A 12,127-nucleotide genomic window follows, 5' to 3' on the forward strand; every position below is an offset into this window, starting at 1 on the left:
GTGGTTGAGACCGAAAAATCTTGGCATGGACACTTCCTATCAACGCGCGTAGTTGATACGACAGTTGTGGCAGAGATCCTGCTAAAGGGAGGCTCCGTGAGACGTTTCCGAATTGCGGCATTCGTTAGCTCACTCCTTCTCGCCTGCGGCATCGCCCTCGTCGGGGCCGGCACGGCGCAGGCGGCGGCCACCGGCTATGTGGCCCTGGGCGACTCCTACTCCTCGGGAGTCGGCGCCGGCAGTTACATCAGCTCCAGCGGCGACTGCGACCGCAGCACGAACGCGTACCCCTACCTCTGGAACGCCGCCCACTCACCCTCGTCGTTCACCTTCGCCGCCTGCTCGGGCGCCCGAACGGATGAAGTCCTGGCAAACCAACTCGGCGGGCTGAGCTCCTCCACCGGCCTGGTCTCGATCACCATCGGCGGCAACGACGCCGGATTCGCCGACGTCATGACGACCTGTGTGACCTCGTCCGACAGCGGCTGCATCGACCGCGTCAACACCGCCAAGGCCTACGTCGGCTCGACGCTGCCCGGCAAACTCGACGCCGTCTACAACGCGATCAGCGCCAAAGCCCCGAACGCCCACGTGGTCGTGATCGGCTACCCCCGCTTCTACGAGCTCAGCACCACGTGCGTCGGTCTCTCCGACACCAAGCGCGCCGCGATCAACGGCGCGGCCGACTTGCTCAACACCGCGGTCGCCCAACGCGTCGCCGCCCACGGCTTCACGTTCGGCGACGTCCGCTCCACGTTCACCGGCCATGAGATCTGCTCCGGCAGCTCCTGGCTGCACAGCCTCAACTGGCTGGACATCGGCATCTCCTACCACCCGACCGCGACCGGGCAGTCGAGCGGCTACCTGCCGGTGCTGACGAACGCGGCCTGAGCCCCTACGGAGTGGCAGAAGGTGAGGGGGAGGCCTCGTCCGTCGGGGTCTCCTTCACGCACGTCACCGAGAACGGCACCGCGTTGGACGTCTTGTGCACCGGGTCGCGCACTTCCACGCTGATCTCGTTCGTGAACGTGCCGCTCTCCGAGTACGTCGTCACGATCACCTTGTCCTGCTGGGACCGCCCGCCGCCCGCAGGGAACGACAGCGTCTTCCAGCCCGGGTCCGAGACCTGGCCGTTCTTCGACACCCAGCGGTAGTCGACCTCAGCCGGCAACCGGCCCACCGTGATCGTCGCCGTGAACGCGGGCGCGTCGGCGTTCGACGGCGGACAGCTGCCCGTGTACTGCGTGTTCGTGCCCGCGAGGACGACGTCGACGGTCTGCGGCGGGGTGGCGGTCGTAGGACTGCTGCTGTGGGGCGTCGAGGGCGGCGGCTGGTCGTCCGAGGGGCTCTGCTCACTCACGGTGGGTGAAATCCCGCCACCGCTCTGAGTGGTGGCACCGGGACCGCCGTTGTTGTTCCCGTTGCCGTCGTCGCGATTCAGCAGTGCGTACGTCAGTCCGGCAATGGCCAGTGCGAGGGCTGCCAGGCCCGCGATCAGCACGACGGCGGCGCGACGGTTGCCGTCCGGCCGGGTCGCGGTGGTCGTCGCGGCGGGGGCGGGTTGTGTCGCGGCCGCGGGGCCGGGCCACGGCGGCGGTTCCTGGCGGGACTCCTGGGGGCGGGTGGCGGCCGTCGGCGGATAGGGCACCGTCCGTACGGTGTCCGCGCGCGGGTTGCCGCCCGCGCCGATGAGCCGCAGGTCCTGCTCGGCCCGTGCGGCGGGCAGCCGCTCGGCCGGGTCCTTGCGCAGCAGCCCCTCGATGACGGGGGCGAGGGGCCCTGCCCGGTACGGCGGCGGGAGCTCCTCGTCGACGATCGCGCGCAGGGTGCTCAGCGGAGTGTCCTGGCGGAAGGGGGAGTTGCCCTCGACCGCCGCGTACAGCAGCACGCCGAGCGACCACAGGTCCGACTCTGGACCCGGTGTGCGCCCCAGTGCTCGCTCCGGGGCGAGGAATTCGGGCGAGCCGATGACCTCGCCGGTCATGGTCAGCGCGGAGCTGCCCTCGACCATGGCGATACCGAAGTCGGTGAGCACCACCCGGCCGTCGTTCGACAGCAGGACGTTGGCCGGTTTCACGTCCCGGTGCAGCACCCCCGCCTCGTGCGCGGCGCGCAGTGCGGCCAGCACCTCGGCGCCGATGTGCGCGGCGCGCTGCGGGGTGAGCGGGCCCTCGGCGTCCAGGAGTTCGGCGAGCGAGACGCCGCGGACCAGTTCCATGACGATCCAGGGGCGGCCGTCCTGCGTGGCCACGTCGTACACCGTCACCACGTTGCGGTTGGCGACCCGGGCGGCGGCCCACGCCTCGCGCTCCAGCCGGGCGTACATCCGCTCCACGTCGGGCCCCGCCAGGCCCGCCGGAGCGCGCACCTCCTTGACGGCGACCTCGCGGTGCAGCACTTCGTCACGGGCCCGCCACACGGTCCCCATGCCGCCCTCGCCGAGCGGGGACAGCAGACGGTAGCGGCCCGCGATCAGACGTTCACTGCCCGGTTCTTCGGACACCAGCGCCCCCATCCGCATCCAGGCGAATACCTTCACAAAAGTAGCTCAGCCGAGAACGGATGCCGCCCCCTTGAGCACCAGTCCGGCCCCGAGGGCCACGACGACCAGAGCCGACCACAGGGGCATGGTCCGGCGTACGGCGGTGACGACCGGGTGGGCGGTCCAGCGAGGGCGGTTGTCCAGCACCCGGGTCATTCGCGTGCCCAGCCGGACGACGGCGAACCCGGCCACGGTGAGCGTGAGGGCGAGCCCGGCGCCGTACGCGACGACGAGCAGCAGCCCGAACCAGGCCTGGCCCAGCGCGGCGGCACCCACGAGCACGACGACGGCGGAGGGACTGGGCACGAGCCCACCGGCGAAGCCGAGGAGGATCGTGCCGCGGAGGGTGGGGGCGGTGGGGTGGGTGTGGGTGAAGCCGTTGTGGGTGTGTTCGTGGCCGTGTTCGTGCCCGTGCCCGTGCCCGTGCCCGTGCCCGTGCCCGTGTTCGTGCCCGTGGTCGTGATGGTGGTGGTGTTCGTGGGGGTGGGGGTGCGGATGCGGATGGGCTTCTGAAAGTGCGCGTGTGGATTCGGCGCGGGCGCCGGCAAGGGCGAGCGGGCGTTCCCGGGCCTCCTCGCTTTCATACGTGTGCCCATGCCCATGCTCGTGTGCGTTCCCGTGCCCGTGTGCGTGCTTTCGGTTCCGCCATGCCCGTCGTACGAGACTCGCGCCCGCCAGCAGCACCAGCGCGCCGCTCGCCACGCCCAGCCAGGCGATCACCGAGGGCGCCGCGGCCGAACCGGCCGTGACCAGGAGGCCCAGGGCCACCACGCCCAGGGTGTGGGTGACGGTCACCGACGCGGCCAGGGGCAGGACGTCCTTGAGGCGGGCCCGGCCGCCGCGGGCCGCCGCTGTGGCGGCCATGATGGTCTTGCCATGACCGGGGGCGAGTGCGTGCATCGCGCCCAGGGCGATTGCGATGAGCAGCGCCAGCGCGGCGAAGCCGAGGGTGAGGTCGTGGCGGGCGACCAGGTTGTCCAGGGCCTGGGTCCAGCGGTCGGCGCCACGGGGGAGGACGGAGGCGGCGGGGGCGCCCCGGTCTCCTTCCTCGGCAAGGGCCGGGCCGCCCGGCCGCAGCTTCAGGGAGGCGGTGGCGGTGTCGGCCGGAGAGGAGAGCAACTCCTTGGGATAAGTGGTCAGTTCGTGCGAGACCGAGTCCTTCGGCACGTCCGTCGCGGTGAGCGTCGTCCGGTCGCCGCGTGCGGTGATCTCCCGCCAGCCGGGGCCGGTGGAGGCGCCCGCGCTGTGGAAGCCGAGGGTGACGGAGTCGCCCTCGGGCAGTCGTGCGGTCAGGCGGCACTCGACGCGGAGGGTGTCGAGCCCCGCCTGCCCGGGCCGGAGCCGGGCGTGACTGGTGCCGACGGTGAGGGCGGTGGCACGCCCGTCGACGGTGACCCGGCTGCCCTCGGCGGCCTTCTCACACCGCTGCCGGGCCCACTCGGCCGTGCCCAGCCGTTCGAGGTCCGGCTTGGCCTGGGTGGCCGGGATCTCGGCGAGGTCCTCGACATGGTCGACGCGGAGCAGGCCGGGGGCGGCGACGAGACCGTCGTAGCGGTTGACGGTGAAGTTGCCGAGGGGATGGGCGCTCGCGGCCCCGGCGGGGACGAGCGCGAGCGCGCAGGCGGCCGTGAGGACGGCGGCGCCGGAGACGAGCGGACGACGGGGCTTCACTGGGCCGCCTCCAGGGAGTTCAGTGCGATACGGGCCTCACGGGCGCCCAGGGGCGAGAAGCCGGGGTTCAGCTTCAGGGCGGCGGTCAGTCGGTTGCGGGCGTCCTTCTCGTGGCCGGTGGCCCGCTCGATGACACCGCGGTGGTAGAGGAAGGAGGCGTTGCGGTAGCCGGTGGCGGTGGCCTCGCGGGCGTAGGGGAGGGCTTCCTCGTCCTGACCGTTGACGTGCAGGGCCCAGGCGAGGGCGTCCGCGGTGTGCACGGTGTGGCGGCGGGCCCACTCGGCGCGCGCCGCGCGCAGGGCGGCCTTCGTGTCGCCGTGGTCGGCGGCGGCGAGCGCGGTGTCGAGGTCGGCGTCGACGCCGTTGGCGCGGGCGAGGGCGGTCCAGGCGTCGACCAGGGCGTATTGGGCGTCGGCCCCGGCTTTGTCGCCGTCGGCGCCGCGGGCCTCGTACAGCTCGCCGAGTTCGACGAGGGGACCGGGCAGCGGGTACCGGGAGACGACGTTCTCCATTCCCTCGATCGCGCCGGCCCGGTCGCCGTTCGCGGCCTGGGCGCGGGCGCGGCCCTCGAGGGCGGGGAGGTAGTTCTCGTCGGCGCCGAGCGCACGGGCGAAGTGGTCGAGTGCCGACTTGTACTCGCCCTGGTTCCAGTCGAGTTGGCCGAGCTGAGTGGAGACGTACGCCACGTCGCCGGGGGAGGTCGCGGTCGCCAGGGCCCGTTCCAGGACCCGGCGGGCCGTGGTCACGTCGCCGCGCAGTTCCCGTACGTACGCGTACCGGGTGAAGACGGGGACGCCGGGGTGCCGGGTGTCGGCGGTGTCGGCGGCCTTCTGCGCGTCGTCGTACCGGCCGAGTTCGACGAGGGCGTCGATGCGGGAACACAGGGCGCGTTCGCTGTAGGGGTTCTGTTTCAGGGCCTGGTCGGCGTACTTCAGGGCGTCCTTGAAGTCGTGCCGGGCGGCGGCGAGGGCGGCGCGGCCGGCGAGGGCGGGGTCGTTGTCGGGCGCCAGGTCGAGCGAGCGCTTCAGCGCCTGCTCGGCCTGCGGGTAGCGCGAGGGGTCGCCCTTGGTGCGCGCCTGCTCGACGTACGCGAGTCCGAGCGTCGCCCAGCCGCCGAAGTCCCGTGGCTGGCCCCTCAGATGCGTCTGCAGCGCGGCGATGGTCGCATCCAGGTCCCCACCGCCCAGCAATGCCGGCGACACGGCGGCGGGCGCGGCCGTAACGGCCACTTCTCGCCCGTCCCGTACGGCCCCGACCGCGACGGCCCCAGCGGTGAGCGCCACAGCCAGCAGGGCAGCGCACCCGGCGAGTTGCCCGACCCGCAGGCGTCGCCCGGCAGCGGCGACGCGCCGCACGGCGGTGACGCGAGGGTCGCAGGGGGCGTCCTGGGCGGTGTTCTTCGGGGAGCCCCCGGCTCGGGTCGGGCCGGCCCCGGTGTCGTCCCCTTCGGGGGCCGTCGCGGCGTCGGCGTCCCGGGTCCCGGCCCGGGAGTCCTGGGCCGCTTCCTTCGGAGAGCCCCCGGCTCGGACGGCGCCCACCTCGGGGGCAGTGCCCGTCGCGGTGCTGGCCGTTTCGGGGGCGCTCGCCTCGCAGGGGTCGGTCCCGGCGCCGGTCGGGGAGACGTCGGTGGCGGTGGCGGTCTCCGGGGCCTCGGCTTCAGCCGTGCTGGTGCGGACGTCGTCGCCCCCGGCGTGCGCCCCGGTCCCGGTGTGATCCGGCTCCGGTGAGGCGGAGGGCGAGGCGGTGGTCTCCCTCTGCGGTGCGCTGTCGTTCGTACGCGGGGACATGCCCTCTCCTCAGGTCGTCGCGTGGGGTGGCGTGGCCCGCACCGTGGGGGATGAGTACGTGCGGGCCACGCCGGTCGGTGGGGGTGCGGTGCGGTCAGTACGGCCGCTGCATGCGGCGACGCCACCAGGCCAGACCCGTGCCGATCAGCAGGACACCGGCCGCGCCCGAGGCCGCGGAGGCGGCGATCAGGGTGGTGTCGGGGCCGCTGCTCGAGGAGCCGGCCGGCTTCAGCGCGTCGCCGAGCTGGCTGCGGACGTCCGTGCCGCTGCTCGTGCCCTTCGCGAGCGCGCCGCGCGAACCCGAGGTCGGGTTGGCCAGGTACGGGAAGGAGTGCCCGAACTTCTTGTCGTTGGCGTCGACCGCGTCGCCCAGGTCGTTCTTGGAACCGACCAGTTCGCCCTCGACGACCTGGAGGGAGGCGTCGATCACGTCATCGGTGAGCCGGCGGCCGTTCGGGAAGCCGGCGTTGTCGCCGTCCAGCACACCCAGCCGCTTGGGGTGCGCGCTCGGCTCGATCGAGGTGTTCAGGCGCAGTTCCTCGGCCGGCTTCACGTACGGCGGCTGGTTGAGGCCCTTCACACCCTTCAGGAAGACGTCGACCAGGTCGTTGCGCGGCTCGGCGGGCGCCTTGATCTTGTAGATCGCCTCGATGAGCTTCGGCAGCTCGGGATGGGTGACGTTCTTCAGGAACTGCGCGTCCTCCCAGGGCGAGGACGCGTTGAACTTGTCCTTGTCCTTCTGGGGGTTGACGACCTCGTTGACGAGCGGGTTGCCCAGCCGCGAGACCTGCGTGTAGTAGCCGCTCGCGTTCTTGCGCTGGGTCGTCGACCAGATACCGACGATCGGCTGGTGCTTCGACTCCGTGATCATGTCGTTCGGGATCTGGAGCGCGATCGAGTTGACGTTGTAGCCCTTGAGCGTGTCCCGGCCGACCTCGGAGAGGTTCCCGCCGTAGAGGAGGTCGAAGACGCGCAGGTCCAGGAAGAACGGGTCGTCCGCCTGGCCCGCGAACGTCTGCGCGCCGCTGGAGAGCTTGTGGACCGCCTGGTCGCGCAGCTTGCCGTAGTCCGGCATCGACGCCTTGCCGACGTTCGACGGCGCGACCGGAACGTCGTCCGCGATCTTCGTCTTCGACACCTGGTGCTGGTTCTTCAGCCGGATCAGATCGATGTCGTACGTCTGCGTGATGTTGAGATCGGGGTCGTCGAGGCTCTCGACCGCGCCCGTGTTGTAGAGGAACGTGTCCTTGTTCTTGGTGTGCGTCTTGAAGGTGTAGCGGAACAGCAGCTCGCCCTGCGCGTCACCGTTGTTGTCGATGTGGATGTCGTACTGGGCGTCGTCCGCGAACGTGTAGAAGTTCGGTCCGCCGGCCGGCTCCTCGAAGGGGATCCAGTTCGCGATGATCGTCGTCGTGTCCGGCTTGTCCGGGCTCACGAAGGCGTACACGTCCGTGTTGTCGTACTGCGGCGTCCCCGAGATCAGCGGGGCCTCCCGGTGGCTGGAGGCGGAGGCCGCCCCGGGTTCCAGCATGGCCACACCGGCGGCTGTGAGCCCCCCGGCGGCCAGCGCACCACATATGAGGGCCGCAACGCTCCGGCGTCCCGTACCGCTCCTGGAGATAGGTGTCATGCCGTCCGTCCTCAGTGTCAACTTGCCTGACGGACGGGTATACGGAGCGGAGAGCACGATCGGATTGGTCGATCGGGAAATTTCTTTTCCTCCCTGCCGCCACCCGCGTTTTGGGCACGCTGATCCGTAACACCGTCCGGAGGTGCGTTCGTTGCGAATGTCCGGGGTGACGGGACGGGCCGGGTGCGGCCGAGGAGAGGGGGCCCGCGTGGAGGCGGACGAGCTTCTGGTGCTCGTGGCAGGTGGTGACCAGAAGGCATTCGAGGAGCTGTACGGACTGGTGTCCGGCCCGGTGTTCGGGCTCGTGCGCCGTGTCGTGCGGGACCCGGCGCAGTCGGAGGAGGTGTCCCAGGAGGTGCTGCTCGAACTGTGGCGCTCCGCCGCCCGCTTCGATCCCGGCCGCGGCAGCGCCCTGTCCTGGATCCTCACCCTCGCCCACCGCCGCGCCGTCGACCGGGTGCGCAGCGTACGAGCGGCCGGCGAACGCGAGCAGCGCGAGGCACGGCGCGCCCACCACCCCGCCTTCGACCAGGTCAGCGAAGAGGTCGAGGCGGGTCTGGAGCGCGAGTGGGTGCGCCGCTGCCTGGACCGGCTGACGGCCCTGCAACGCCAGTCCGTCACTCTCGCCTACTACGACGGCTACACGTACCGTGAGGTGGCCGAGCGGCTCTCCCTCCCCCTGGGCACGGTCAAGACACGTATGCGCGACGGACTCACCCAGCTGCGCAAATGCCTGGGAGGTGTCGCATGAGCGTCCTCGACCGCCTGCTTCGCCGCGAGGACCTGCACTCGCTCGCCGCCCCCTACGCCCTCGACGCCCTGGAACCCGCCGAGCGGCTGCGCTTCGAACGGCACCTCAAGGGGTGCGACCGCTGCTCCGCCGAGGTCCGCGCCCTGACCGAGGACACCGTCCGGCTCGCCTGGTCCACGGCCGCCCCGCCGCCGGCCGCGATGCGCGAACGGGTCATGGCCGCCGTACGGACGACTCCGCAGGCGCCCGCCCCGACACGGGAGCGCACGCCCCAGTTGCCGCCGCACGTCTGGGGCACGCAGCCGCCGCCCGCGCGCACCCGTGCGCCCCGCCCGCGCCCCCTCTTCGTCCCGTTCGCCACGGCGACGGCCGCCGCGGCCCTCGTCGTCGCCTCGCTCTTCGCCGTCCAGGCCAACCGCACCCAGGACCAGCTGAGGGCCGAGCAGGCGCAGTCACGTGAGATCGCCCACGTTCTCGCAGCTCCGGACGCCCGCGCGACCACCGACCGGGACGCCCGGGGGCGCAGTATCGGAGTGATCGCTTCCGCGTCGGAGGGGCGTGCGGTCGTCACCTTGAGCGGATACGACGACCTGTCGAACGGACAGGTGCACCAACTGTGGCTCATGCGCCCCGACGTGCGACCGCGCTCCCTCGGTCTCTTCGACGGCGATGCGCCCCTGGTCACGTCCGGTCTCGACAAGTCCGCCACGTCACTCGCTGTGACCGTCGAACCCGACGGGGGCTCAGTACAGCCCACCAGCCAGCCGATTGTCCAACTCGCCCTGAAATCGCTCGGATTCGGAGAGTAGTCGTCAAACCCCCTTACCAGGAAGGTGAATCCTGTGCCCGCGATACACGAGTGCCCCGAGGGGGCGATAGGGTTACTCTGCCCGGGCCGGGTGGACTCGTACGGGTGGGGAGTGACATGGAACAGATAACAGTGCGCAGCAGGGCGAGGGTCCCTGCGATCACCTGCGGGAGCAGTGCGACCAGCTCGCGCCTCGACCGCCATCTCTCGGTGCTGGCGGGCCCCGCCATACCGCAGCGCGAGACGGCCGAGGCGACCTCGCTGATGCGTGAGCTGACGGCGCGTGACACCCAGCCCGACAACACCAGCAGGGTCGCGCGAGTGCGCCGCGTGTCGCTCTTCGCGCCGCTGCGCCGGCTGCGCCGTTCACTGTTCGGCGGGAACTGAGTCCCGCGCTCAGGCGGTCACACCGTCCCGGCGCAGCGCTGCGATCAGCTCGTCCGTCATCCCCACGGCGCGCAGCAGTGCCTCGGTGTGCTCCCCGAGCGCGGGCACGTCCCCCCTCCTTGCCTCCGCTCCGCCCGGCAGCGTGATCGGCGGCAGCAGCGCCCGCGGCGGCCCGACCGGCGTCCCCACCTCCCACCACCGCCCCCGAGCCGCCGGCGGCGGATGCTCCGCCCCCTCGTGCAGGTCCCACAGGCGTGCGCGGGCGATGCCCGCGCCCTCGAGCCGTGCGACCGCCCCGTCGGCGTCCAGCGCCTCCAGCGCCTTCGCCATGTACGCGTCCGTACGCTCCCGGTTCGCGACCCCCGCCGTGTTCGTCGCGCACGCCGGATCCGTACCCAAGTCCGGCTGCCCGATGAGCTGTTCGGCCGACCGCCGCCACTCCCTGTCATTGCCTCGCCTCGCACCGCACGAAGTGCGAAGCGAGGCCGCCGGCCGCGGTGTCGTGGCCACGGGCGAAGTCGCCGCCGTCGCTCTGCTCCACCTTGATGACGCCGGTGCCCGGACGGACGAGCCGACGGGTGGCGAAGGGGGCCTTACGGCCTGTTCGACGGCGACGACGGAGATGCCCTGCAGGGGCGGCAGGGGTGGCGTCCTGCGCTGGATCACGTCCCGAGCGTGGCGCCTTTGTCATGCAGGGGGATGCGCGTACCGGCTCACAGCCGCCGGCGCGAACACGGCGATCAGGACGGCACACCAGGCCAGCGAACCGGCGACCGGGTGCGCGACCGGCCAGGCGGCGCCGTCGGGGACGGGGGCGTTGCCGAACAGGTCCCGCAGGGCCGTCGTCACCGCGCTGATCGGGTTCCACTCGGCGAGCGTGCGCAGCCAGCCCGGCAGGTTGTCGGTGGGGATGTAGGCGTTGGACAGCAGCGGCAGCATGAACGTGGCGCTGCCCAGCTGGCCCGCCGCCTCCTCGCTGCGGGTCAGCAGCCCCAGGAAGATCCCCACCCAGGTGCACGCGAAGCGGAACAGCAGCAACAGGCCCAGCGCGCCCGCCGCCCCCGTCGCCGACCCCTCGACCCGCCAGCCCACCGCCAGCCCGACCAGCAGGAACGGCACCGTCCCGACGGCCGTGACGACGAGGTCGGCCACCGCCTGCCCGAGCGGCGCGGCGGCCCGGCTCATCGGCAGCGTGCGGAAACGGTCCGTCACGCCCCGGTGGGTGTCCTGGGCGGCCTGGAACATGCCCGTCATGATCCCGTTGGCGGCGGTGGCCACCAGCAGCCCCGGCACGAGGAAGGAGCGGTACTCCGCGCCGGGCATCGCGAGCGCGCTGCCGAAGACGTAGCCGAAGAACAGCAGCATGGTGACCGGCATCGTCTGGGTGAGGATCACCAGTGCCGGGTTGTTCCGGATCCGCTGGAGCTGCCTGCCCAGCATCGCGGTGCCGTCGTACGCGAGCGTGCTCATGCCGCGTGCTCCTTGTCGCCGGTCGGGTCGGACTCGTAGGTCTCGCAGGTCTCGGGGGTCTTGCCGGTCTCACCTGTCTCATCGGTTTCGTCGCCTCCGTCGGTTTCGCCGGTGAGGCTCAGGAAGACGTCGTCGAGGGTCGGCGGCCGCAGGGTCACGTCGAGCAGCGGCACGCCCGCCGCGTCGAGTTCGCGTACGAGGCGCGGCAGGGTGAGAGTGGGGTCCCGGGTGACCGCGCCCACGGCGTTGCGGTCATGGTCGAACGTGGGCGCGGAGCCGGTGAGGTGGTCCAGGACGCCGGCCGCCTGCGCCATGACGTCCGCGTCCGCGACGACCACCTGCGCGAAGGAGCCGATGAGCGCCTTCAGGTGTGCGGGCGAACCCGTGTGTGCCACCCGCCCCCGCTGCACCAGGGCGATGTCGTCGGCGAGCTGGTCGGCCTCCTCCAGGTACTGGGTGGTCAGCAGCACGGTCGTGCCGTCCGCCTTGAGTTCGCGCACGGTGTCCCAGATCCGGTTCCGGCTGGCCGGGTCGAGTCCCGTGGTCGGCTCGTCCAGGAAGAGCACCTCCGGGTGGCGGATCAGGCTGGCCGCCAGGTCCAGGCGGCGCCGCATGCCGCCCGAGTAGGTGGAGGCCGGCCGGTCGGCGGCCTCGGCCAGTCCGAAGCGCTCCAGGAGCTCGTCGGCCCGCTCGGCCGGTCCTCGCACCCGGTGCAGGCGGGCGAACAGCCGCAGGTTCTGGCGTCCGGTGAGGTCCCCGTCGACCGACGCGTACTGCCCGGTGACACCGATCCTGCGCCGTACGGCCGCGCCCTCCCTCATGAGGTCGTGCCCGGCGACCCTGGCCGACCCCGCGTCCGGCCGCAGCAGCGTGGTGAGCAGTCGGACGGCCGTGGTCTTGCCCGCCCCGTTCGGGCCCAGGACGCCGCAGACCGTGCCCTGCGGCACGGCCAGGTCCAGTCCGCGCAGGGCACGGACATCGCCGAACCGCTTCTCCAGCCCCTCACTAAGTACAGCGTACGTAGTAGTCATGACCCGACCATAACGCACTACGTACGCCGTACGTAACTAGGATGGTGGTC

Annotated in this window: 10 protein-coding genes and 1 pseudogene; 4 read left to right on the forward strand and 7 right to left on the reverse strand. The window is 71.8% G+C overall.

The features are described from left to right. Window positions 1–96 precede the first annotated feature (96 nt). On the forward strand, window positions 97–891 hold the full coding sequence (locus tag ACFY16_RS21205; RefSeq protein ID WP_390648692.1) for an SGNH/GDSL hydrolase family protein: 795 nt from the start codon (window positions 97–99) through the stop codon (window positions 889–891). 4 nt (window positions 892–895) lie between these two features. Here the strand turns inward: ACFY16_RS21205 and ACFY16_RS21210 are convergent, their stop codons facing one another. From ACFY16_RS21210 to ACFY16_RS21225, 4 genes are all read right to left on the reverse strand, one after another. Next, window positions 896–2,521 (reverse strand): serine/threonine-protein kinase, encoded by a 1,626-nt coding sequence (locus ACFY16_RS21210; RefSeq protein WP_390648954.1) that lies wholly within the window; start codon window positions 2,519–2,521, stop codon window positions 896–898. 27 nt (window positions 2,522–2,548) lie between these two features. After that, entirely contained in the window at window positions 2,549–4,213 is a 1,665-nt protein-coding gene (locus ACFY16_RS21215) for a nickel transporter (protein WP_390648693.1), read from the reverse strand. Further along, the gene (locus tag ACFY16_RS21220) at window positions 4,210–6,000 is read right to left on the reverse strand and encodes a tetratricopeptide repeat protein (RefSeq protein ID WP_390648694.1); all 1,791 of its coding nucleotides are present in this window, start codon (window positions 5,998–6,000) and stop codon (window positions 4,210–4,212) included. Before ACFY16_RS21220 ends, ACFY16_RS21215 begins: the two co-directional genes overlap by 4 nt. A 94-nt stretch (window positions 6,001–6,094) precedes the next feature. Then, entirely contained in the window at window positions 6,095–7,630 is a 1,536-nt protein-coding gene (locus tag ACFY16_RS21225; RefSeq protein ID WP_390648695.1) for a DUF4331 domain-containing protein, read from the reverse strand. A gap of 208 nt (window positions 7,631–7,838) precedes the next feature. On the opposite strand from ACFY16_RS21225, the gene ACFY16_RS21230 reads away from it, so the two are divergent. The 3 genes from ACFY16_RS21230 (at window position 7,839) to ACFY16_RS21240 (ending at window position 9,576) form a co-directional block, all read left to right on the forward strand. Beyond that, window positions 7,839–8,381, forward strand: a complete 543-nt coding sequence (locus ACFY16_RS21230) for a sigma-70 family RNA polymerase sigma factor (RefSeq protein ID WP_390648696.1) — start codon at window positions 7,839–7,841, stop codon at window positions 8,379–8,381. Beyond that, window positions 8,378–9,190, forward strand: coding sequence for an anti-sigma factor domain-containing protein (locus ACFY16_RS21235; RefSeq protein ID WP_390648697.1), 813 nt, complete (start codon window positions 8,378–8,380; stop codon window positions 9,188–9,190). The genes ACFY16_RS21230 and ACFY16_RS21235 overlap by 4 nt, the downstream gene beginning before the upstream one ends. A gap of 116 nt (window positions 9,191–9,306) precedes the next feature. Further along, entirely contained in the window at window positions 9,307–9,576 is a 270-nt protein-coding gene (locus tag ACFY16_RS21240; protein ID WP_390648698.1) for a hypothetical protein, read from the forward strand. A 9-nt stretch (window positions 9,577–9,585) separates the two neighbouring features. Here ACFY16_RS21240 and ACFY16_RS21245 read toward each other — a convergent pair. The 3 genes and pseudogenes from ACFY16_RS21245 to ACFY16_RS21255 all read right to left on the reverse strand — a co-directional run. Further along, window positions 9,586–10,026: pseudogene (locus tag ACFY16_RS21245) on the reverse strand (CoA transferase); the annotation flags it as partial. Between the two features lie 237 nt (window positions 10,027–10,263). Beyond that, the gene (locus tag ACFY16_RS21250; RefSeq protein ID WP_390648699.1) at window positions 10,264–11,046 is read right to left on the reverse strand and encodes an ABC transporter permease; all 783 of its coding nucleotides are present in this window, start codon (window positions 11,044–11,046) and stop codon (window positions 10,264–10,266) included. Then, a complete protein-coding gene (locus ACFY16_RS21255) occupies window positions 11,043–12,077 on the reverse strand; it encodes an ATP-binding cassette domain-containing protein (protein ID WP_390648700.1) in 1,035 nt (344 codons plus the stop codon). Before ACFY16_RS21255 ends, ACFY16_RS21250 begins: the two co-directional genes overlap by 4 nt. Between the last annotated feature and the right edge of the window lie 50 nt (window positions 12,078–12,127).

It is taken from the genome of Streptomyces sp. NPDC001315, assembly GCF_042896175.1.
Lineage (GTDB): Bacteria > Actinomycetota > Actinomycetes > Streptomycetales > Streptomycetaceae > Streptomyces.

Coding starts and splice junctions, on each gene's coding strand:
- ACFY16_RS21250 (WP_390648699.1), bottom strand. CDS start 11,046: ATGAGCACGCTCGCGTACGACGGCACCGCGATGCTGGGCAGGCAGCTC.
- ACFY16_RS21225 (WP_390648695.1), bottom strand. CDS start 7,630: ATGACACCTATCTCCAGGAGCGGTACGGGACGCCGGAGCGTTGCGGCC.
- ACFY16_RS21220 (WP_390648694.1), bottom strand. CDS start 6,000: ATGTCCCCGCGTACGAACGACAGCGCACCGCAGAGGGAGACCACCGCC.
- ACFY16_RS21255 (WP_390648700.1), bottom strand. CDS start 12,077: ATGACTACTACGTACGCTGTACTTAGTGAGGGGCTGGAGAAGCGGTTC.
- ACFY16_RS21210 (WP_390648954.1), bottom strand. CDS start 2,521: ATGCGGATGGGGGCGCTGGTGTCCGAAGAACCGGGCAGTGAACGTCTG.
- ACFY16_RS21235 (WP_390648697.1), top strand. CDS start 8,378: ATGAGCGTCCTCGACCGCCTGCTTCGCCGCGAGGACCTGCACTCGCTC.
- ACFY16_RS21240 (WP_390648698.1), top strand. CDS start 9,307: ATGGAACAGATAACAGTGCGCAGCAGGGCGAGGGTCCCTGCGATCACC.